Source organism: Acinetobacter sp. L-24 (assembly GCF_056857555.1).
Window position 1 is genome coordinate 196,706 of sequence record NZ_JBSXNI010000040.1, and the last position, 21,548, is coordinate 218,253.

Annotated in this window: 20 protein-coding genes and 3 tRNA genes; 8 read left to right on the forward strand and 15 right to left on the reverse strand. The window is 44.1% G+C overall.

Annotation, left to right across the window (positions count from 1 at the left end; translation table 11 throughout):
• Position 1: 1 nt before the first annotated feature.
• The 7 genes from nusA to tpiA form a co-directional block, all read right to left on the reverse strand.
• A complete protein-coding gene (gene nusA, locus AC13CK_RS07580) occupies positions 2-1,486 on the reverse strand; it encodes a transcription termination factor NusA (RefSeq protein ID WP_004281105.1) in 1,485 nt (494 codons plus the stop codon).
• 34 nt (positions 1,487-1,520) lie between these two features.
• Positions 1,521-2,045, reverse strand: a complete 525-nt coding sequence (rimP, locus tag AC13CK_RS07585) for a ribosome maturation factor RimP (protein ID WP_004281103.1) — start codon at positions 2,043-2,045, stop codon at positions 1,521-1,523.
• Positions 2,046-2,268: 223 nt separating this feature from the next.
• Positions 2,269-2,345: transfer RNA gene (locus AC13CK_RS07590), tRNA-Met, on the reverse strand.
• Between the two features lie 80 nt (positions 2,346-2,425).
• A tRNA-Met gene (locus AC13CK_RS07595) sits at positions 2,426-2,502 on the reverse strand.
• Positions 2,503-2,556: 54 nt separating this feature from the next.
• A tRNA-Leu gene (locus AC13CK_RS07600) sits at positions 2,557-2,641 on the reverse strand.
• A gap of 53 nt (positions 2,642-2,694) precedes the next feature.
• Complete coding sequence (secG, locus tag AC13CK_RS07605) at positions 2,695-3,024, reverse strand: preprotein translocase subunit SecG (protein ID WP_425879353.1); 330 nt, start codon at positions 3,022-3,024, stop codon at positions 2,695-2,697.
• 13 nt (positions 3,025-3,037) lie between these two features.
• Positions 3,038-3,829: a triose-phosphate isomerase gene (tpiA, locus tag AC13CK_RS07610; RefSeq protein WP_425879351.1), complete on the reverse strand. Its 792-nt coding sequence runs from the start codon at positions 3,827-3,829 to the stop codon at positions 3,038-3,040.
• A 277-nt stretch (positions 3,830-4,106) separates the two neighbouring features.
• Here tpiA and pilB point away from each other — a divergent pair, with 277 nt between their 5' ends.
• The 4 genes from pilB to coaE are packed head-to-tail and all read left to right on the forward strand — an operon-like array spanning position 4,107 to position 8,538.
• Positions 4,107-5,816 (forward strand): type IV-A pilus assembly ATPase PilB, encoded by a 1,710-nt coding sequence (gene pilB, locus AC13CK_RS07615; protein WP_425879349.1) that lies wholly within the window; start codon positions 4,107-4,109, stop codon positions 5,814-5,816.
• Between the two features lie 31 nt (positions 5,817-5,847).
• Positions 5,848-7,077 (forward strand): type II secretion system F family protein, encoded by a 1,230-nt coding sequence (locus AC13CK_RS07620; protein WP_005108483.1) that lies wholly within the window; start codon positions 5,848-5,850, stop codon positions 7,075-7,077.
• Positions 7,077-7,937, forward strand: a complete 861-nt coding sequence (locus AC13CK_RS07625; RefSeq protein ID WP_213686754.1) for a prepilin peptidase — start codon at positions 7,077-7,079, stop codon at positions 7,935-7,937. The genes AC13CK_RS07620 and AC13CK_RS07625 overlap by 1 nt, the downstream gene beginning before the upstream one ends.
• 1 nt (position 7,938) lies before the next feature.
• Positions 7,939-8,538: a dephospho-CoA kinase gene (coaE, locus tag AC13CK_RS07630; RefSeq protein WP_064102364.1), complete on the forward strand. Its 600-nt coding sequence runs from the start codon at positions 7,939-7,941 to the stop codon at positions 8,536-8,538.
• 21 nt (positions 8,539-8,559) lie between these two features.
• Here the strand turns inward: coaE and AC13CK_RS07635 are convergent, their stop codons facing one another.
• From AC13CK_RS07635 to ppnP, 3 genes are all read right to left on the reverse strand, one after another.
• Positions 8,560-9,483, reverse strand: a complete 924-nt coding sequence (locus AC13CK_RS07635) for a DMT family transporter (RefSeq protein WP_005108480.1) — start codon at positions 9,481-9,483, stop codon at positions 8,560-8,562.
• A gap of 6 nt (positions 9,484-9,489) precedes the next feature.
• The gene (gene rlmB / locus AC13CK_RS07640) at positions 9,490-10,239 is read right to left on the reverse strand and encodes a 23S rRNA (guanosine(2251)-2'-O)-methyltransferase RlmB (RefSeq protein ID WP_425879344.1); all 750 of its coding nucleotides are present in this window, start codon (positions 10,237-10,239) and stop codon (positions 9,490-9,492) included.
• Positions 10,240-10,373: 134 nt separating this feature from the next.
• Positions 10,374-10,697, reverse strand: coding sequence for a pyrimidine/purine nucleoside phosphorylase (gene ppnP, locus AC13CK_RS07645; RefSeq protein WP_004281089.1), 324 nt, complete (start codon positions 10,695-10,697; stop codon positions 10,374-10,376).
• A gap of 441 nt (positions 10,698-11,138) precedes the next feature.
• On the opposite strand from ppnP, the gene recN reads away from it, so the two are divergent.
• The 3 genes from recN (at position 11,139) to ruvX (ending at position 13,905) form a co-directional block, all read left to right on the forward strand.
• The gene (recN, locus tag AC13CK_RS07650; RefSeq protein WP_213686751.1) at positions 11,139-12,800 is read left to right on the forward strand and encodes a DNA repair protein RecN; all 1,662 of its coding nucleotides are present in this window, start codon (positions 11,139-11,141) and stop codon (positions 12,798-12,800) included.
• 114 nt (positions 12,801-12,914) lie between these two features.
• Positions 12,915-13,469 (forward strand): YqgE/AlgH family protein, encoded by a 555-nt coding sequence (locus AC13CK_RS07655; protein ID WP_004281085.1) that lies wholly within the window; start codon positions 12,915-12,917, stop codon positions 13,467-13,469.
• The gene (gene ruvX, locus AC13CK_RS07660) at positions 13,462-13,905 is read left to right on the forward strand and encodes a Holliday junction resolvase RuvX (protein WP_222110688.1); all 444 of its coding nucleotides are present in this window, start codon (positions 13,462-13,464) and stop codon (positions 13,903-13,905) included. Before AC13CK_RS07655 ends, ruvX begins: the two co-directional genes overlap by 8 nt.
• Before the next feature lie 64 nt (positions 13,906-13,969).
• Here ruvX and AC13CK_RS07665 read toward each other — a convergent pair whose 3' ends face one another.
• Positions 13,970-14,590, reverse strand: coding sequence for an alpha-ketoglutarate-dependent dioxygenase AlkB family protein (locus tag AC13CK_RS07665; protein ID WP_425879534.1), 621 nt, complete (start codon positions 14,588-14,590; stop codon positions 13,970-13,972).
• A 151-nt stretch (positions 14,591-14,741) separates the two neighbouring features.
• On the opposite strand from AC13CK_RS07665, the gene AC13CK_RS07670 reads away from it, so the two are divergent.
• On the forward strand, positions 14,742-16,544 hold the full coding sequence (locus AC13CK_RS07670) for an ABC transporter ATP-binding protein (RefSeq protein WP_168730888.1): 1,803 nt from the start codon (positions 14,742-14,744) through the stop codon (positions 16,542-16,544).
• A 93-nt stretch (positions 16,545-16,637) separates the two neighbouring features.
• Here AC13CK_RS07670 and AC13CK_RS07675 read toward each other — a convergent pair whose 3' ends face one another.
• The 4 genes from AC13CK_RS07675 to abuO all read right to left on the reverse strand — a co-directional run bounded on the left by AC13CK_RS07675 (position 16,638) and on the right by abuO (position 21,450).
• Positions 16,638-17,594 carry a hypothetical protein gene (locus tag AC13CK_RS07675; RefSeq protein ID WP_005108469.1) on the reverse strand — a complete coding sequence of 319 codons (957 nt, stop codon included), beginning with the start codon at positions 17,592-17,594 and terminating at the stop codon, positions 16,638-16,640.
• On the reverse strand, positions 17,591-18,928 hold the full coding sequence (locus AC13CK_RS07680; RefSeq protein WP_425879340.1) for a glycosyltransferase family 2 protein: 1,338 nt from the start codon (positions 18,926-18,928) through the stop codon (positions 17,591-17,593). Before AC13CK_RS07680 ends, AC13CK_RS07675 begins: the two co-directional genes overlap by 4 nt.
• 349 nt (positions 18,929-19,277) lie before the next feature.
• On the reverse strand, positions 19,278-19,997 hold the full coding sequence (gene phoU, locus AC13CK_RS07685) for a phosphate signaling complex protein PhoU (protein WP_005108465.1): 720 nt from the start codon (positions 19,995-19,997) through the stop codon (positions 19,278-19,280).
• A 91-nt stretch (positions 19,998-20,088) separates the two neighbouring features.
• Positions 20,089-21,450, reverse strand: a complete 1,362-nt coding sequence (gene abuO / locus AC13CK_RS07690; protein ID WP_482831047.1) for a multidrug efflux outer membrane protein AbuO — start codon at positions 21,448-21,450, stop codon at positions 20,089-20,091.
• Positions 21,451-21,548: the final 98 nt, after the last annotated feature.

Sequence of the window (21,548 nt, forward strand, 5' to 3'; positions counted from 1 at the left end):
CCTAGTTAAACCATGATTCGCGCGCTTTCATAATGAGTTGACCTGCTTTCTCAGCACCCAAACCTTCAATATCTTCGATATCGTCAGTCGCCTGATCTGCTAAATCATCCACTGTTACCACACCACGAGCTGCTAGCGCTTGCGCGATCTCTACTGTCATGCCTTCCATTGCAACAAGTTCTTCACTTGGCGCTTGTATGTTCTCTTGCTGTTGTAATGCATCAGCAAGTGCAATTTCTTTCGCACGGCTTTGCAGTAGTTCAACCAGTTCCGCATCCAGTTCGATTTCATCAAACGTTTCTGCAGGGACATAAGCAATTTCTTCAAGCGAGGTGAAGCCCATTTCTACCAATGCCATCGCCAAATCTTCCGCGATATCCAGACGGGTAACAAACATGTCCAGATATTGTTGCGCTTCGTTTTGTTGACGGGCGTAGTATTCCTCTTCCAGCATCATGTCCAGCTTGTAGCCAGTCAATTCAGATGCCAGACGAACGTTCTGACCTTGTGAACCAATCGCACGTGCCAACTGATCGCTGGTTGCGAAAATGATATCTGCAGTACGTGCATCTTCATCGATGACAATACTCGATACATCTGCTGGTTCCAATGCACTTGCGATATATTGCGCAGGATCATCCGACCAAACTACCACATCAATACGCTCGCCATTGAGCTCTTGCTGTACAGCCTGAATACGGGTACCACGCATACCAATACAAGCACCCACCGGGTCAATACGGTGGTCATTGGTTTTCACTGCAATTTTAGCACGAACGCCTGGTTGGCGAGCCGCCGCTTTAATTTCAATGATTTCTTCAGAAATCTCAGGGATTTCTTTCTTCATCAATGCAATCAGCATATCCGGTTTAGCACGTGACAGTTGTAACTGCGCACCACGACCTTCACGGTTGACATTAAACAGAATTGCATTCACGCGTTGCTTCGGACGAAGGATTTCTTTCGGAATCATTTCTTCACGAGCAAGATACGCTTCAGCATTGTCACCTAGGTCAATGATAAAACCGTCTTTGGTTTGTTTTTTCACTTCACCGTAGATCAGCTCGCCGACTTTAGATTCGTAAGCATCGGCTACAAGTGCACGTTCTGCTTCACGGATCTTCTGTACGATCACTTGCTTGGCAATTTGCGCTGCAATACGACCGAAGTCAATCGATTCAACTTCAAGCTCACGAATGTCCCCAATCGACCATTTTGCCGGATCGACATCAGAGATGGCATCCTGACAAGCTGGCATTTCATGGTCTTCGTCTGCAACCACTTCCCACTGACGGAAAGTACGATAGTCACCTGTTTTACGATCAATTTCCACACGTAAACGTGCTTCTTCCGAATGTGTTCCTTCGTAGAATTTTTTCTTTGTCGCAGCAACTAAAGCTTGCTCAAGCGCTTCAAAGATCGCTTCACGAGGTACACCTTTTTCGTTACTAACCGTTTCAACGACGGTCAGAATTTCACGTGCCATACGTCACCTATTCGTTAAATTTTTATTTATTAAATTAATCTTGGAAGACCAAATTTGCTTTATCGATATTGTGACTGTCGATCTCCAATACCTGTTGCTTTTCTACTTCAACCTGAATCATTTCATTTTCAAGATCGACAGCAACCAGTTTGGCCTGGAATTTACGACGGTTATCTACCGCACTGATCAAACGTAGTGCTACGGTATGACCGATATAGCCTGACATCTGCTCGAGCTGGAAGAATGGACGGTCCCAGCCTGGCGAAGATACTTCAAGTGAATATTCACCCGAGATCGGATCATGAACATCCAGCATTGCGCCCACTTGCTGCGTGACACGCACACAATCCTGAACGCCAATACCACGCCCCTGCTCTTCTTCACCATCTTCATTGATTGCTGGTGCAACGCTCTCATCGACTGGCTTGTCGATGTAAATACGTAATAACGAACATTTACCCTGTGGCAGGAATTCGATCCCCCAAAGGTTTACATTACAGGCTTCAACTGCTGGTGCAATCAAGTCCTGAAGTGCTTGAGTTTTATTTGATAGCTTCATTTACTCTCGTCATCTGGTGCGATTTTATGATCTATTTGACCACTACAAACCAATACAAACTATAGTAGTAGTGAAACATGGAGATTTGACCAAATAATGTCGACACTACACGATAGCCAATAAAAAAGGGCGTAAATCGCCCCAATTAATGCACAATTTAAGATTTTTTCAAATCCCACTGTGCAAAAAGGCCCACCTTGTTGTGAGCCTCTTTTTAGAAACTTGGTAGCGGGAGCTGGATTTGAACCAACGACCTTCGGGTTATGAGCCCGACGAGCTACCAGACTGCTCCATCCCGCAACAACATGCAAATTATATTTCTCAGCTTAATACTGGTTTAAGCTGCCTCTTGAAAGTTTGCGTCTTTAAAAAGGATTGATTGGTAGCGGGAGCTGGATTTGAACCAACGACCTTCGGGTTATGAGCCCGACGAGCTACCAGACTGCTCCATCCCGCATCAACAGAAGTTTTTTCAGCTGCATACACCAACTTAAATTTCTGGATTATAAGTTGGTGCGGAAGGGGGGACTTGAACCCCCACGCCCGAAAGCACTACCACCTCAAGGTAGCGTGTCTACCAATTCCACCACCACCGCAGCTGTGACGCATTCTAGTCGCATCACTGAAAAAAAGAAAGGACTAATTAAAACTATTCGGTCGTTTCTGGTGCAGTTGGTGAACTTTCATTCGATTGCACAGGTGCGGTCGGCGCAGACTGAACAGATCCCAAACTATAGGCATTCGAGGTTTGTTGCTTGGCCAAAATCGCCAAAGTCAGACTGGTCACGAAGAACAGTGCAGTAAAAATCGCAGTTAAACGGGTCATGAAATTACCCGAACCTGAAGCTCCAAATACTGTCGCTGCACCACCGCCACCGAAAGAGGCACCAGCATCTGCACCTTTACCATGCTGAACCAAAATCAAGACAATCATCAAAACAGCTAAGATAATATGTACTACCAGCACAAAAGTTTGCATGCTGAACTCCTAATTATTGTGTATTTGCAAATGCATGAGCAATTTTATGGAACGACTCAGCATTGAGTGATGCACCACCGACCAATGCCCCATTGATATCTGGGCAGGCTGCTAACTCTACTGCATTTTCCGGCTTGACACTACCACCATATAAAATCGCCATACTCTCGCCATAGCCCGTAATCTGGCTTAAACCTTGACGGATTTGTGCATGCATGGCCTGTGCATCTTCAGGAGAAGCTGTTTTACCTGTACCAATCGCCCAGATCGGCTCATAGGCAATCACGATATTTTTCCATTGTTCGGCTTCAACCACAGCAGCAATATCACAAATTTGTTGCAATACGACAGCTTCTGCCTGCCCGGATTCACGTTGTTCCAGGCTTTCACCGACACAATAAATTACCGTCAAACCGGCACTTAAGGCATTCTTGATTTTAGCATTTAAAATATCAGCATTTTCCGTAAATATTTCACGGCGCTCAGAATGACCCACCAGTACATACTGGATTTGGCTGTCTGCGAGTAATTCAGCACTGACTTCACCGGTGTAGGCACCCGTTCCTGAAATACGTGAAACATCTTGTGCTACGGTATAAATCGGACGAACCGCAGATGACAGCTCTGCCTGAATCTGGCTTAAGGCAATGGCAATCGGTGCCACACCTAAATGACATTGATCTTCAGCAATCGGTGCAGTTTCCAACAAATTCTTAATACCACGCACCAAGCTCAATGCCTCTGCCTGCACTGGATTCATTTTCCAGTTACCTATCACCCAAGGGGTAATCGTCGAAACCGACATAATTAACCTATTTCATTTACATATTTTGAATTGGGCACATTCTACACGGAATTGGAAAATTAAAAGAATAGTTTTCTTATCACTCATTCTCAGTTTAGACTATCCAAAATGGTTATTTTTTGTTATCACTTAAAAAAATGAGGACTTCTTCTAACCAGTTCATGCTTTTACTGGAGATGAGGAAGCGAGCAGCACTCTTGGCTATGGTATTTTTACGTAACAAACGTATAATTTTAATATAGCAATTAAAAGAATTTGATGAGTAGGCATTTATAGCATGACAGCATTACAGGGGTCGCCAAGATTTACCGGATTTATTCGTCGTTTGGTCGAGGAAGGCGTCATCTCGGCTGAAGATATGCGCAGTGCGTTGGCGCATGCCAAGCAAGAAAAAATCGATATCGTGGCTGAGTTAATTAACCAGCAACAGCTTTCCCCGACCGTCATTGCTGAAACGATTTCAGTCGAATTTGGCGAACCGCTGTTTGATATCAGTGCCTATGATCCTGCCCAAATTTTGCGGGATGCGATTGATGAAAAGCTGATTACCAAGCATCGCATCCTGCCGATTTTTAAAAATTCCAGTATTTTATATGTTGCGATCAGTAACCCCACCAATATCGAAGCAATTGATGCAGTCCGTTTTTCCACCAAACTCAATATTGAAACGATTATTGTTGAACACAATAAACTTGAAAAACTGATCGAGCAGAATTTTACTGAAGAAAGCACGTTTGAGTTTGATGAAGACTTTGATCTGGATGTTGATGTTGAATCCACCGATCCGAATAAAGAAGATGATGAAAGCAATAAAGGTGATGAAGCACCAATTGTCAAATATATAAATAAGTTACTCATCGATGCGATTCGTATGGGTGCTTCGGATCTACACTTTGAACCTTATGAAAAAATCTATCGGGTACGTTATCGGGTCGATGGGGTATTACGCCAGATTGCAACACCACCACTACAGCTGGCAAATCGTTTGTCTTCACGTCTTAAAGTTATGTCACAAATGGACATTTCAGAAAAACGTGTACCACAAGATGGTCGAATTAAACTAAAATTATCCAAAAACAAAGCCATTGATTTCCGTGTCAACTCTCTCCCTACACTGTTTGGTGAGAAGCTGGTACTGCGTATTCTGGATCCATCCAGTGCGATGCTGGGGATTGATGCATTGGGTTATGAACCGGAACAAAAAGAACTGTTTATGCAGGCACTCGACAAACCACAAGGGATGCTGCTAATTACCGGCCCGACGGGTTCCGGTAAAACCGTTTCACTTTATACCGGTTTGAATATCCTGAATCGTGAAGATACCAATATTTCCACAGCGGAAGATCCGGTCGAGATTAACTTGCAAGGGATTAATCAGGTCAACGTTAATAATAAAGTTGGCCTGACCTTCTCTGCCGCACTGAAGTCCTTCTTACGTCAAGACCCGGATATCGTCATGGTCGGTGAGATCCGGGATCTGGAAACTGCCGAGATTGCGATTAAAGCTGCGCAGACCGGTCATATGGTGATGTCGACGCTGCATACCAATAGTGCGCCTGAGACTTTGACCCGTTTACGCAATATGGGGGTGCCTTCTTTCAATATTGCCACTTCAGTCAACCTGGTCATTGCACAACGGTTGGCACGTCGCCTGTGTTCACAATGTAAAAAACCTGCCGATATTCCGAAACAAAGCTTACTGGAGATGGGTTTTACCGAAACCGACTTGCAGCAACCTGAGTTCCAAATTTATGAACCGGTGGGCTGCAATGAGTGTCGCGAAGGCTATAAAGGTCGTGTCGGTATTTATGAAGTTATGAAAGTAACGCCCGAAATTTCCAGAATTATTATGGAGGACGGTAATGCACTTGAAATTGCCGATGCTTCCGCACGTGCAGGTTTTAACAATTTACGCCGGTCAGGTTTAATCAAGGTGATGCAGGGGGTGACTTCTTTACAGGAAGTCAATCGTGTCACCAGCGAATGATCGGATGCTGATCTAAAATAAGGATAAAGGTATGGCAGCAGTAAAGAAAGGCCAGATGATGCCGATCTTCAGCTATGAAGGAATTGATCGTAAGGGGGCAAAGATCAAGGGGGAATTGCCAGCAAAAAATATGGCTTTGGCCAAGGTCACCCTTCGAAAACAAGGTATCAGCATCAAGACCATTCGGGAAAAGAAAAAAAATATTCTCGAAGGCTTGATGAAGAAAAAAGTCTCAACACTGGATATTACGATTTTTACCCGACAATTGGCGACCATGATGAAAGCCGGGGTACCACTGGTACAAGGCTTTGAGATTGTCGCAGAAGGTCTGGAAAATCCATCCATGCGTGAAGTTGTACTGGGAATTAAAGGTGAAGTCGAGGGGGGTAACACTTTCGCTGGAGCACTGCGTAAATATCCACAGTATTTTGATAATTTATTTTGCTCTTTAGTTGAATCAGGCGAGCAGTCGGGTGCTCTTGAAACCATGCTTGATCGTGTTGCGATTTACAAAGAAAAAAGTGAATTGCTCAAGCAAAAAATCAAAAAGGCCATGAAATATCCAGCTACAGTTGTTGTGGTCGCTCTGATTGTTACCATTATCTTGATGGTCAAAGTGGTCCCGGTTTTCCAGGATTTATTCTCTTCATTTGGCGCCGACCTGCCCGCTTTTACCAAGATGGTGGTCAATATGTCGGACTGGATGCAAAAATATTGGTTCCTGCTGATTATTGCCATTGGAGCCATCATTACCGCTTTTCTTGAAGCCAAAAAACGTAGCAAGAAATTCCGCGATTTTCTGGATAAAGCAGCACTCAAAGCACCGATTTTTGGGGATTTGGTATATAAAGCGATTATTGCACGTTATAGCCGTACCCTTGCCACGACTTTCGCAGCAGGTGTACCTTTGATTGATGCACTGGAATCCACTGCCGGCGCTACCAATAACGTTGTATATGAAGATGCTGTGATGAAAATTCGTGAAGATGTCGCCACAGGTCAACAACTACAGTTTGCCATGCGCGTGACCAACAAATTCCCATCCATGGCAGTCCAAATGGTTGCAATTGGTGAAGAATCCGGTGCATTAGATGCCATGCTGGATAAAGTAGCAACACATTATGAAAACGAAGTTGATAATGCGGTTGACGGCTTAACTTCGATGATGGAACCGCTAATTATGGCCGTTCTCGGTGTGCTCGTTGGTGGTCTGGTGATTGCCATGTACCTTCCAATCTTCCAAATGGGTTCTGTGGTTTAATGCAAGATCTTATTCAATATTTTATTCAAAACCCAACGGCGCTGTATATCGCAGTTGGGCTTTTTAGTTTATGTATCGGCAGCTTTCTGAATGTGGTGATCTACCGCACTCCCAAGATGATGGAACAGGAATGGCGTACCGATTGCCAGATGTTTTTGCATCCGGAACAGCCGGTGATTGATGAAGCGAAATTAAGTTTAAGCAAACCCGCTTCGACTTGCCCTAAATGTCATCAGCCAATCCGCTGGTACCAGAATATTCCAGTTATCAGCTGGCTGGTCCTGCGTGGCAAGTGTGCGAACTGTCAGAATCCTATCAGCATCCGTTATCCTTTGGTTGAAATTCTGACGGCAGTTTGTGCACTACTTGTCGTAGCAGTATTTGGCCCGACAATGCAAATGCTGTTTGGACTGATCCTGACTTATGTGCTGATTGCCCTAACCTTTATTGATTTTGATACCCAGTTATTACCGGACCGTTATACCCTGCCCCTGGCTGCACTAGGTCTAGGCGTAAATAGTTATGCACTCTATACCTCCCCAAGCTCTGCCATCTGGGGCTACATCATTGGCTTTTTATGTTTATGGATAGTGTATTACCTGTTTAAAATCATCACCGGTAAAGAAGGTATGGGCTATGGCGATTTTAAACTGCTTGCGGCTTTGGGCGCCTGGATGGGTCCATTATTATTGCCTTTAATTGTGCTGCTGTCTTCCCTGGTAGGTGCGATTATTGGCATCATTCTGCTAAAAGTTCGCAAGGAAAATCAGCCTTTTGCTTTTGGTCCTTATATTGCTATTGCCGGTTGGATCGCTTTTCTTTGGGGTGAACAAATTATGAAAGTGTATTTAGGTCAGTAAATTGAAATTTGTACTCGGTTTAACCGGTGGAATTGGCAGTGGCAAGTCTGCTGCCAGTCAGTGGTTTGAAGCACAAGGGATCACGGTAGTCGATGCCGATGTGGTAGCGCGTGAAGTGGTCGAAATTGGGCAGCCTGCACTTACCCAGATTCAGCAGGCTTTTGGCGATTGGGTACTGCTTGCCGATGGCTCACTGAATCGTCGTGCCCTGCGTGAATATATCTTCCAGTCTCCTGAAGCACGCAAAACTCTGGAAAGTATTACCCATCCGGCAATTCGTACTTCCATTATCCAGCAACTACATGCTGCGCAAAGTCCCTATGCCATTCTGGTTTCACCACTACTATTTGAGACCAATCAGCACGAACTCACTCAGCATACCTTACTGATTGACGCCACCATCGAACTGCAAATTGAGCGGGCCTCACAACGTGACGGCCAGAATATCGAACAAATTCGCAATATCATTGCTGCCCAAATGTCCCGCGAACAAAAGCAGACCATGGCCGATGATATTGTCCTAAATGATGGTCATCTGGATCATCTCTATGCTCATCTCAGACTATTACATCAAAAATATTTAAACATGGCAGCCAGCTGAAGCATAAAAAAAACAGTCTGATTAAGACTGTTTTTTTTGTTCTGCCAATTTTCGGCTTAGACTGTCCTGATGCTGTAACCAGCGCCATGGCTGTAAGGCCCCAACTGCCATACCCATCAGGCCACACACCATGGCCAGACTTAAAGTTTCATTTAATAAAGGTACAGCCAGAATTGCCGCAATAAAAGGTGCAAGATTGGTAATACTGCCTGCCTTAAATGCACCAAGACGCTTGATGGCTTCTACATAACTTAAAGTAGCAATAATCACCACAAATATGCCGTGAAAAATGGTCTGAAACAGTAAATGCTCGGGTTCAGGCACACTCAGGTTTTTCGGTAAAAATAGCAGATAAATCGGCACATAAACCACTGCCGACCAGATCGCGACACCACACATTGCCTGCCATGCAGTTAGCTGATATTTACGCAATAAAACGGTAAAAATCGCCCAAAGTATAGCACTAATAAAAAACAGTCCGTCTCCTGCTCCAAAGGCCACACCAGTTTCCCTATACATCAGCATACTCATGAGACATAGTACTACGATCATAATGATCAGGCTGGCCCAGGTATGTTTATCAAAAGCCTGCCCCATCAGAAAAAAAGCCATAATCGCGGTACAGATTGGAATACAGCCATTCAAGAAAATTGCAGCATGGGCGGTAGGTGCGTAGTGAAAAGCGCTATAGGCAAACAGGCAGTAAATCACCCCACCAATCATCGCTAAAATAAAAGGCTCTTTTTTCAGTAAAAAAGCGGCCTCTTTACGATAGAGCAAGATGGGCATCAGAATCAGGAAGGCCAGAGAAAAACGCAAGGCCACAATATCCCAGGCACTGATCTGCCAAAGTGCATTCAGGCGGGCCGTTAAGGTAAAACCGCCCCAGATGCACATGGTAACAACTAAAAAAACATAGCCTTGGGTACGGTCTGACAATGCCATCATCAATTAAAGGTTACGCTGACGGCAGGCTTCATACAGTGCCATACCTGTAGCCACACTGACATTCAGACTTTGCAGATTACCTGCCATCGGGATATACACGGTCTGATCACATTGGCTTTGCGTAATTGGACGCAGACCAGTATCTTCCGCACCCATCACCACACAGACGCCGGTACCGGTGAAATCAAAATTCTGGATCGGCAGCGCTTTTTCATCCAGCATGGTACCGACAACACGAATATTGAACTCTTCTTTAATTTGACCCAAAGTACGCGCCAGATTGGTGACCTGAATGAATTTGACTTTGTCCGCACCACCAGCAGCCACTTTACGTGCTGTCGGAGTTAGGGTGGCTGAACGATCACGTGGCGCAATCACTGCCTCAACGCCCATTGCAGCGGCCGTACGGATACAGGCACCGAGATTATGCGGATCGGTAATATGATCAAGAGCCAATAACAACGCTTGAGGATTTGCGCTCAACAGTGATTCAAGATCTTTTTCATTCAGTGTCGGATGTGCACGTACCGCAGCGACCACGCCTTGGTGAAACGGCTGGCCGGCCAATTTTTCCAGTTTGTCACGGCTGGCTTGCTGCACACTGATTCCAAACGGTTCAGCCAGTTCCAGTACACGCTTTAAACGCTGATCATCGCGTCCTTTGAGAGTGAATAATGTCAAGACACGTTCAGGCTCAAGCTCTAACAATGACTCCACTGAATGTACGCCATAAAAATATTCAGGTTTTGCCATGAACGACCTCTAGATTAGTTATATACAAAAGAAAAATCCCGTAAAGCTGACTTCACAGGATTTCTGTAGCTGATTAGTTTAACCGATTCGCACTGAAATTTCTTGCCCGGTTTACACTGATCTTGAATCTGGACTTAACCTTCAAAATGGCAGACATAGTCCAGCACATCATCGGTTTCGATTTTAAAACGGCTATTGCCCGGTACATAGAAAGACTGACCGGCACGGAACAGCTCACTTTCTTCGCTATCGCCAATCTGAACACGGCATTCACCTGAAACAATTTCCATGCGCTCAGGAACATGTGTTTCAAAGGTCAAGGCATTTTCTGATGGCAGAATGACACCCAACGTTTTCTTGGTCCCGTCTTCAAATTGTACAATGTGACTAATACACAACCCGCCGAAATATACATTAGATTTTTTAAGTACCGATACATGATCAAACTGAGCTGACATGCGATTTCTCCAGATAAAGCATTTTGTAATATTTTGATTGCTGTAGTTTAAATGTGCACTCTCAACTAATCAATCGAAGTTTGTCGGCGTCGATCAAATATTCTGTATCACCTGAACCCCTTCTATTTACAGCATGTTTTGGCCTGTATTTTGCTGATAGATAAGCTTAAGTTTCAATTTGCACGTGCTCTTGTGAAACAGGCTCAATTGAGTCATTAATTTAAAGATTAGGGATGTCAAAAATATGAAAATCAGCAGTGAATCAACATACTTCTGAGTCAGCTTCTTGCGAAAATACAGTGAAATAAGCATATATAAATCGCTAAAATTTAAGATAGAATGAAATTGATTCGTCCTGATTTATAATAATCACAGCCATGTTGTGACACCAATCCAACATCAGGCTATTTCAATCAAACTTTTCGCAGCCCGGATGCGTTTATGCTGACACATTTAACTCTGATCAATTTTGCTTTAGCTGAACACCTTGCTATTGATATTGATAAAGGTTTTAACGTTTTAACCGGTGAAACCGGTGCAGGTAAATCCCTCTTACTGGATGCATTGTCTGCCTGTCTGGGTGAGCGAACCGATACCAATTATGTGCGTTATGGCTCAGAAAAAGCCGATGTCACTGCCAGTTTCAGCTATCAGGAACACAGTCCTGAAGCCGCCTGGTTAAAAGAACATGAACTGGATGACGAGTCAGGTGAAATTCATTTACGCCGGGTGATCTTTGCGACTGGCCGCAGCAAGGCCTGGATCAATGGACGCCCGAGCAGCCTGTCTGAACTGAAAGAAATTGGGCGTTTACTGGTACAACTCTATAGCCAGCATAGTCAGCAACAATTATTAGAACCGCCTTATCCGAAACACTGGCTGGACCGTTATTATCATTTTTATGCACCGGCCCAAGCCGTACGTGATGCGTATAGCACTTGGCAAAAAAATATCCGCCAGCATCAAGCAGCTTTAGACGCACAAGCGACACGCAAGCAGCGTCTGGAAACCCTGGAACTACAACTCGAAGAACTGGAAGAAATTGTTCAGACGGATTATCCGGAAATTGAGCAGGAATTTGATCGGCTCTCGCATCATGAAGCCATTATGCAGGACTGTGTCTATAGCCTGAATGTGCTGGATGAAGCTGAACAGAATATCACTCAGGAACTGGCATCAATTATGCGTCGGGTTGAGTCGCATGCCGGACGCAGTGAGCAGCTCTCCGGGATTTATACTTCCCTGCTGAATGCACAAAGCGAACTTGAAGATGCAGCAGCGAATTTACGCCAGTTCATGGATCGGCAGAGTTTTGATCCAGAACGCATGGAAGTGCTGAATTCAACTTTGGAAATCTTCCATCGTCTGGCACGTAAGTATCGGACCCAGCCAGAGTTGCTCAAAGAAGAATATGAAGCCTGGCAAAGTGAATTGGAACAGTTACATCAACTGGAAGATCCGGAAACACTGGCTGAGCAGGTAGCAGTGTCTTATCAGGAGTTTCTGGATAAGGCCCAACATCTGGATCAGATTCGCCGTGAAGCCGCAGCACCGTTGGCCAAGCAGCTCACTGAGCAGGTTAAACAACTGGCACTGCCTGAAGCGCATTTTGAGTTTAAGTTTGAGCCTTTGGAACAGCCATCTAGTGAAGGTCTCAGCTTTATTCAATTGCTGTTTACTGCCAATAAAGGCATTCCGGCACAGCCTTTGGCCCGGGTTGCTTCAGGCGGTGAGCTCTCGCGTATTGCGCTGGTGATGCAGGTCATGAATGCAGAAAAAACCGAAGCCGAAGTATTGGTTTTTGATGAAATTGATGTCGGGATCAGTGGTGGTACGGCAGAAATTGTCGGACGTTTACTGGCCGATCTGGCCCAGCATGTACAGATTCTGTGTATTACTCATCAGGCACAAGTAGCCGCACAATCTGATCAGCATCTACTGGTGAAAAAACAGCAGACTGATCCTGCTAGCAGTACGATTATCAATCTTGAAGAAAACGAAATTATTCAGGAGCTTGCAAGAATGACAGGCGGTGTGGAGATTAGTGAAACCACCTTGCAACATGCCCGCCAGTTACGTCAGCTGAAATTTCAGCAGGCTTGAAGATTTACAATCTGGACAAATAAAATTTGGTGAATCCAAAAAGCTCTAGTAACGTAGCTATTAGGATCATAGGATTTCTCTGCGAAGAAATTAATTTTAAGGAGAACTGCTCAGGTGACCAAACAGTTTCTGACACATCGTTGTCTGATTGCACCGCCGCATGCGAATGATGATTTTTTTGCCCAGACGGTCATTTATCTCGCTCGTCATGATGAAGATGGTGCCCAAGGCATCATTATCAATCGACCTGCCGGCATTCAAATTAAAGAATTGCTGAATGATCTGGATATTGAAGCAGATAATGTCAATCCGCATGAGGTATTGCAAGGTGGCCCTTTGCGCCCTGAAGCCGGCTTTGTCTTGCATACCGGTCAGCCGACCTGGCATTCCTCCATCGCCGTGGGTGAAAATGTCTGCATTACTACCTCCAAAGATATTCTGGATGCCATTGCACATAATGAAGGTGTCGGTCGCTATCAGATTGCCCTCGGTTATGCCAGTTGGGGCAAACACCAGCTGGAACAGGAAATTGCCCGTGGTGACTGGCTGATTTGTGATTCCGATATGGATCTGATTTTTAACTTACCTTATAACGACCGTTGGGATGCTGCCTATAAAAAAATGGGCGTAGACCGCAACTGGTTATCTTCCGAGATTGGACATGCCTGATGTAAACGCGCCACAAACCATTATGGCGTTTGATTTTGGTACACAAAAAATGGGAATGTCGGTTGGACAATCCCTGATTGCAAGTGCCAATCCCCTGCCCTTATTTCCCATGAAAGATGGTATCCCCAACTGGGATGAGCTGCTCAAAATCGTGAAAAGCCATCAACCGAATTTATTTCTGGTCGGTTTGCCATTGAATATGGATGATAGTGAATCCGAGCTGTCGACACGGGCGCGAAAATTTGCCCGCCGTTTACGTCATCAGACCAATATTGAAACCTGGATGGTAGATGAACGTTTGACTACCCGTGAAGCACGCGATGAACTGGATCATTATCAGGCTCAAGGTCGCGGCAAAAAACTCTCTGCCGACAGTATTGCGGCTACCTTGTTGATTGAAAGCTGGTATCGCCATCCTGCTGGAATCACGCCTTAATCTGTTTTGAAAATTTTTTAAATCAGCATCCGTCAGGGTGCTTTTTTATGCTCCAAAATGCTTCTTAAGGATAAAAATAACGAAAAGTCAGGTTAATTCTTGGTGTTAAAACTTTGCTGGTTTTGCTGATACTGTGCTTCCAGTGTTGCTGTGTCGCACCTCGCATCACAATCAGTTGTCCACTGTGTAACAGTACACCGACTTTATCGCTCCGAATTTTATGCTTAAAGCTCATTTTGCGGGTGGCTCCCAGACTCAGAGAAGCAATGACATTTTCCCGAGAAGTACCTGTATATAACGCCGGCTCATCATCACTATGCCAGCCCAAGCCTTGGGAACCATCTTCATACAAATTGGCCAGACAGGAATTAAAGGGATGACCGACCAGAATTTCAATATGCTGCTTTAAACGGAATAATCCGGGTGTCCATACCTGAGCTTGTTTGAGCGTACCAGAATAACGATACTGATAATGTTCATCGCCATACCAGACCACCTGGCGACCGGTGACATGGTGCTTGCCAAATAAATGCACTTCATCATATTGCCAGGCCAGCTGACTGAGAAAATGCTGTAGATACTGCTGGCTTTGTTCCTCATCCAAAATCAAGCCATAATCCTCCACTACCCCATCAAAAGGTAATACATTGGCTTGCGGCTGGGGTGCAAATAAATCGAGCGTCATATCAATCAGATTCAGTATCCACATGAAAATACTGACATTCGACCTAAAGGATTACAACTGCTCTTCACAAATGACTACAACATTTATGCTTGTGGCTGGCATGATTCCTGCCTAGACTGAATTCAACTTTCACAATAAAAATAATCCTTTTATGAACTTATGGCAGCTGTTTCAGAAACTTCGTCCCTTTGTTCAGCCTTACCGGTTGCTGGTGATTGCCACGCTGATTCTGACCCTGATTGGCTCATTCACCGCACAGGTCAATGCCATTACCTTGCAATATGCGGTCGACAGCATCAATTCGCTACTCGAAGCCGGTCAAGGATTGGAGCAAGGCTGGCATATTCTGATCACGATTTCGGCAATTTTGCTCGGCAAAGAAATTATTAATGCCTTTGTCCAGTTCGGGCAGAAGTTCTATGGAGAGAAACTGCGAATTTTTGTCTCTCAGGATCTGGCCCAAGGGATTATTGAAAAGTTTTTAAAATATCGTTTGGAATTTTTTAATCAGGAAAATAATCAGGCCGGTAAATTACAGACCCGGATTGATCGTGGCATTGGCTCACTGACCCGTCTGGTTCAGATCTTCTTTATTGATATTTTACCGTTATTTACCAGTGCGATTGTGGCTTTGGGGCTAATGTACTATGCCAATGTCTATGTCGGTCTGGTCGCGACTGCCATTGTTCCGATCTATTTCTGGCTGACCTATAAGCAGGCGCAAAAGCTGGGCGGCTGGCGCCGTAGCCTTCGAGATGGCCGGGAGAAAAAGAGTCAAGGCATTCTCAGCATCATCAACTCGATTACTGTGATCAAATCCTTTAACCGCGAATCGATTGAATCGGAAAAGCAGCTCGGTTTACAGCGTGAACTGACCGACAATCAGATGAAAACCCGCCAGACCAGTTTCCTGTTTGATGGCCTGAAAACTTTTCTGGAACAGATCGGGATTGTACTAATCATTATTCTAACCTCCTACTTTGTGCTGGATGGCCAGATGAGTATTGGCATGATCATGTTTCATGTGCTGCTATTTAATAATGTCTCTGCCCCAATCCGATCCCTGCACCGGATTTATGATGAAGTAAATGACGCCATGATCTATTCAGAAAGCTTTTTCAAGATTCTGGAAGCAGATGATGAAATTGAACAAAGCGGTCAGCAGAAACCGATTGTCCAAGGAAAATTTGAACTGAGTGGCGTGAATTTTTATTATCCAAACGGCCACCATGCCCTGAAAGATATTGATATGGAAATTCGTCCCAATAAAATTACCGCCTTGGTGGGCTTATCGGGTGCCGGAAAATCCACCCTGATCAGTTTGCTGGATAAATTTTATGAACCACAGCAAGGCCAGATCAAACTGGATGGCATTGACCTGAAAGATTATGACACCCAATATCTACGCGATCATATTGGTCTGGTCTTACAAAAAAACCATATTTTTCAGGGCACCATCTTTGACAATATCCGTTACGGCAAAACTACTGCCTCAATGGAAGATGTAATTGAGGCGGCAGAAAAAGCCTCGATTCATGAGCAGATTTTACAGTTACCGGATGGCTATGACAGCGATGCCTTGATGCTGTCTGGCGGCCAGCAGCAACGGATTGCCTTGGCACGGATGTTCCTGAAAAATCCACCGATCATTTTTCTGGATGAACCGACGGCGAGTCTGGATGCAATTGCCACGGAACAGATCAAACAAAGTCTAGACCAGATCAAGCAAGGCCGTACCGTGATCATCATTTCGCATAGCCTGTCGCAGATTATTGATGCGGATTATACCTATGTAATGAAAGAAGGAACGATTGCCGAACATGGTGAACACGACCAGCTTTATCATCAGCAAGGCGTATATAAGGAAATCTTTGATGCGATGGCCAAAAGCCTGAATATTGAAAAAATTGCCAAAACTTTTGAAGATGATGCTGAGGAAGAAACTCATAGTTAATATGGATTAATTATCTTTCTCTGAATCAAAAATTTGCTACACAAGAAAAGCGGTCTTTTAAGACCGCTCAATATTAAGATTCATCTTCCAGATTTAAAACTGCACAATCCATTCACCCCTGATATAACGATAATCATAATCCGGCCCATAGAAGGAAGCACTGCGATTATATCCGGCATTCATACGTAGAAACTGCGAGCCGCGAACAGGACTTTGCAAGTTCAGTTCAAATAACCGGGTGGTCTGACTTGAATCCTGATTAATTTTTTCACGTCCAAAACCAGCAGTTAAACCAGCTGACCAGCCGGAAAAACGCTGACGCCAACCTAAGGCCAGCATCGATTCTTGATAATCCTGAGGGTTAAAATATTCCCTGCCTACATCTTCTTCACTACTTTGGTAGGTGCGATATCGGGCCTGAAGCGTCAATCCCAAGTCCAGAGAAGGCTGATAGATCAGTCTGATACGACCATGATCACGGCGATTATCGTCTGAAAAAAATTGCGATCCTGCAACACCCACCACTGTGACATGCTCACCTAAACCCTGATCCAAGGCAGCACCAATAAAGGTAAAATTCGTTCCCTGCTCCAAAGCAGGCTGAGTTTCAACCCAATCCCGATTGGCAAAAACTTCTAATGCTGTTTTTTCTGCAAGTGGCGTACGATAACTACCATCAAAGGTGAATAATGTATGATCTCCTTGATCAACTATACCTGCCTCCAAAGCCCAGCCATTCGCTGTAGCAGAATCAATATTACGTCCAATCAATGAAATCTTTTGACCATCTCGACTCCAGTCATCAGCTTTATACTGATAAGCACTGCCACGTATACCTAGATAATCATCAGCATGTTCATATTGAGGCAAAAATTCCGCTGATAATTTACGGGTTTGAAAGCCTTCACTATCATCACTAAAGAAAAACTCTGTTCCAAGCGCACGTTCACTTTGGGCCAGGTTTTCTTCTAATCCCTTGGCCAGGCTGCTTGCATTCATACCTATAAGCAAAGGAACAACCGCATAGATCCCAATTTTGTTATTTTTCATTTTGTTCCCCATGTTTTTCGTGTTCTCAGTACTTCATCCAAATATCCTAAAATACTGGCAGGTTGCAATAAGAAACTATAGGCAAGAACATACAAGAAAAAACCACTGAAGTTTTTCCGTACCCTGAGCTCCAGATCATCAAACATTCTGCGTTCAATTGAATAATTTAATAGCCCCAGTAAGAATGCCATAGGTAATAAAGCTAGGGTCATAATACCCGCGATCCAGTAGTGTCCAAAACATGCCAGAATGAGTCCAGGTATAAAGCCAAAGGTAAAGGCAATATCCAACCAAGGGAAAAGCAGATTCCAGTAAATAAAAAACGTAGACAGTCTTGGCTTAATTAGAATAGTGGGATGTTGAATAAATGCCTCAATCATGCCACGTGCCCAACGCTGACGCTGTTTGATAAAAACCTTAAGTGTGGTCGGTGCATTGGTAAATAGACAGGCATCCTCACAATGTCCAACACGATAGCCTGCATTCAATAATGCCCATGTAAGTACGATGTCTTCGCCCACACATTCAGGCCATCCACCCACTTCAATCAGGGCGTTTCGATCATAAATAGAGAAAGCACCTTGGGCCACTAAGGTTCCCTGATATAGGGACTGCATACGCTTGGTCGCGGAAATACCGAGAAAATAGTCCCATTCCTGAGTTTTGGTTAACATGTTTTCACGAGAATTGCGTACCAGAATTTTACCCGCAACTGCACGTGTATTGGGTGGATCCGCTACATAGCGTTCCACAATATTGATTAAGGCAACACGATGTAAATAAGAATCTGCATCGACGGTAATCACCAGATCATGTTCCGCAAGCTTTAAGCCTTCATTTAAGGCGTGTGCTTTACCTGCATTTTGCTTTAAATCCAGCAAGGTCAGCCAGGGAAATCTCGATTCCGCTTTTCGGACAATATCAGCAGTGTCATCTTGAGAACCATCATTAATAACAATAACTTGCAATTTTCCAGGATATTTTTGCACACTAATACTGACTAAAGTATCTTCTATGGAAACAGCTTCATTATAGGCGGCGATCAATATAGTCAGGCCAGGATAAGTAGCTAATGCTTGCCTTTTCGGTCTTCTATCTATCATCAGGCTTAAAGCCGCAAACGAATTCATAAATCCTGGAATAATGGCAATACCATAAATCAGAAACACAGCCATAAAATAGCCAATATATGTGCTGAGCTCATGCAGCCAGTCTTGAGCGATCCAAATCGAGAATACGGTCCAAGAACAGGCTCCCATAAAAGCTAAAACAAACTTGAACTGCACAGAAAAGTAAATTTGAGAAACTTCTTTCTTACTTTCATCAATAATCATAAATGTTCTCTTACATATGATATTTCACAAAACTTGTGCAGGTTTATCTTGTGTAAAATGGGATAGCTAAAAACAGTTGATGATCACTTTAGATACACATCGCCACATGTATCCAGCTCATAATTTCTCTGGAGAAAAACTCCATTTTGTCTAAAAAACTTGCATATTTTATAATTATATATACGTTTTGTATATTTTTTGACAACCAAATCACATTTTTTGTAAATTTCATCGATAAAAATTTTGATTATTTTAAAACCTGTTTTGCTTCCGATTTGAGAAAAAACATTTAATTAAAGCTGAAAAAAAGCCTGCAAATTGCAGGCTTTTTATTTTAATTTTTTAAGATTTAACGCTGAACTTTCTGTTCAATTTCTTCAACGCTGGTATGACGCACATCAAAACCTTTGACCATATAGATCACCTGTTCCGAAATATTCCGGGCATGATCGCCAATTCTTTCTAGCGAACGCAGCACCCATAATACATTGATGACACGACTGATATGCCGCGGATCTTCAATCATATAAGTCATAAGCGTACGTGTGGCTGATTGATACTCACGGTCAATATCCGCATCTGCCAACATGACCTTCAAAGCTTGATCTACATCCAGACGCGCAAAAGCATCCAGTGCGTCATGAATCATCACCCGCACCTGGTTGCCAATATGCCGGGTTTCCATATAACCGCGCGGTGAGCCGCCCTCTTCACATAAGCTTTGTGCAATTCGGCCTATTTTCGAGGCTTCATCACCAATCCGTTCCAGATCGGTATTGGCCTTGGACATGGCAAGCACCATACGTAAATCAATCGCAGCAGGATGACGACGCGCCAGAATCAGGGTCAGCGCTTCATCAATATCTCGTTCCATCTGATTGACGACATTGTCTTGAAACTGCACATCTACTGCCATTGAGACATCTGTGTCCAATAAAGCATGAATGGCATTCGCTACCTGCTGTTCTACCAGTCCGCCCATCGTCATGAATTTGGTATTTACGTCCTGCAATTCTTCATTAAATTGCGAAGAAATGTGATGACTTAATACAGGATTATTTGGACACAAGGAAAGCTACTCCTGAACGATAGAAGACAATGATCAATAATAAATCATATTAAAGCATATCTATGATGAAAGTTTGATGACAATAGTAGCCTCATAGAGACTGAGGGGAATCATATTCAATTAGCCAGGCATTCAGCTCTGCCAATTCCTTTTCGGTTAACTGCCCGACTGAAGCCTGCAATTGCAACACATGCAACAGATAATCGTATTTGGCATTTAAGTAATCGGTCTTGGCAGAAAAGGCATTACGCTGTGCCAGCAATACATCAACCATGGTTTTTAAGCCTTCCTGATATTGGGCTCTGGACGCTTGTGAGACAATTTCCGAAGAGTCCATCGCGGCTTTACGTGCATTCAGTTTGGCCTGATCGGTTTCTACCTGCATAAAGGACTGTTTCACATCGGTATTGGCTTTACGGATGGCTGCATCCAGTTGCGCTTCACTTTTTTGCACATTGACACCGGCCTGACGGATACTTTTTTGTGTGCGTCCACCGCTAAATACATTCCAGTTCACTTCCACCCCAATCTGGTCGAAATCTCCATTGCTGGACATGATCGTAGCCGGACTTTGCTTTAAATAGCCATAGGTTCCGACCGCTTCGACCTGCGGATAGAGCGCAGCCTGTTCGACCCGTTTGGCATCTTCAGAATAGCGCTTTTGCAGACGCGCTTGCAGAATATTCAGATTTTGGCTTTGTGCTAATTCGGTCCAGGACTGCATATCACTTGGAACCGGTTTCTGGAACTGGAAATCGTTGCGTAATACCGCCAGATTTTCCTGATAAGAGCCGATTAACTGTGCCAGCTGTTCTTGGGCCAGTACCAGCTGAACTTGAGTCGAAATCCGGTTGGCTTGGGCACTTTGATACTGGGCATTGGCTTCACTGACCTCACTACGCGCCACCAAACCTTCTTTCAGCTTAGCATTCATCATGCGTAACTGTTCAGACAGCGCCTGCTCTTCCTGTAAATAAGCCGTAGTCAAAGACTGCTGCCGCAAGACATTAAAATAGGCTTCGGCCACCTGTAAAATATGCTGCTGTTTTTGCAGACGCAGATTGACTTCACTGAGTTCGACCGAGGTCTTGACCTGCTTATAACCTTGCCAGGCATCCCAGCGAAATAAAGGTTGGCGTGCGGTTAAGGCCACCTGACGGCTGGTTGTACTGGAACTTTGCAACTCACCAAATTCAGCAGGCAAACCTTCAGACTCTGAGTTGTTGACGGACTGGTTTTTACGGGTCACATTTCCAGATAAAGTCACGGTCGGCAGCAAATTTCCGCTGGCAATCCCCAGATTGAGCTGATCAGATTGGTACTGCAACACATTCGCCTGCCAATTTGGATCATTTTGCTGGGCGCGTGCATACGCTTCTTGTAAATCCAGGGCAAAAATCGCCGGACTAATTAATAGCAATAAACCGGCCATGACACTGAGTTTTAATTTCATTTTATAGTGTTAACCCCTAACAGCCATTCAGATCAAAAAATTCTGGCGCTTTAAGCTCAGCCATACTAAAGAGATCTCTTGAATTTTTACGTATGATT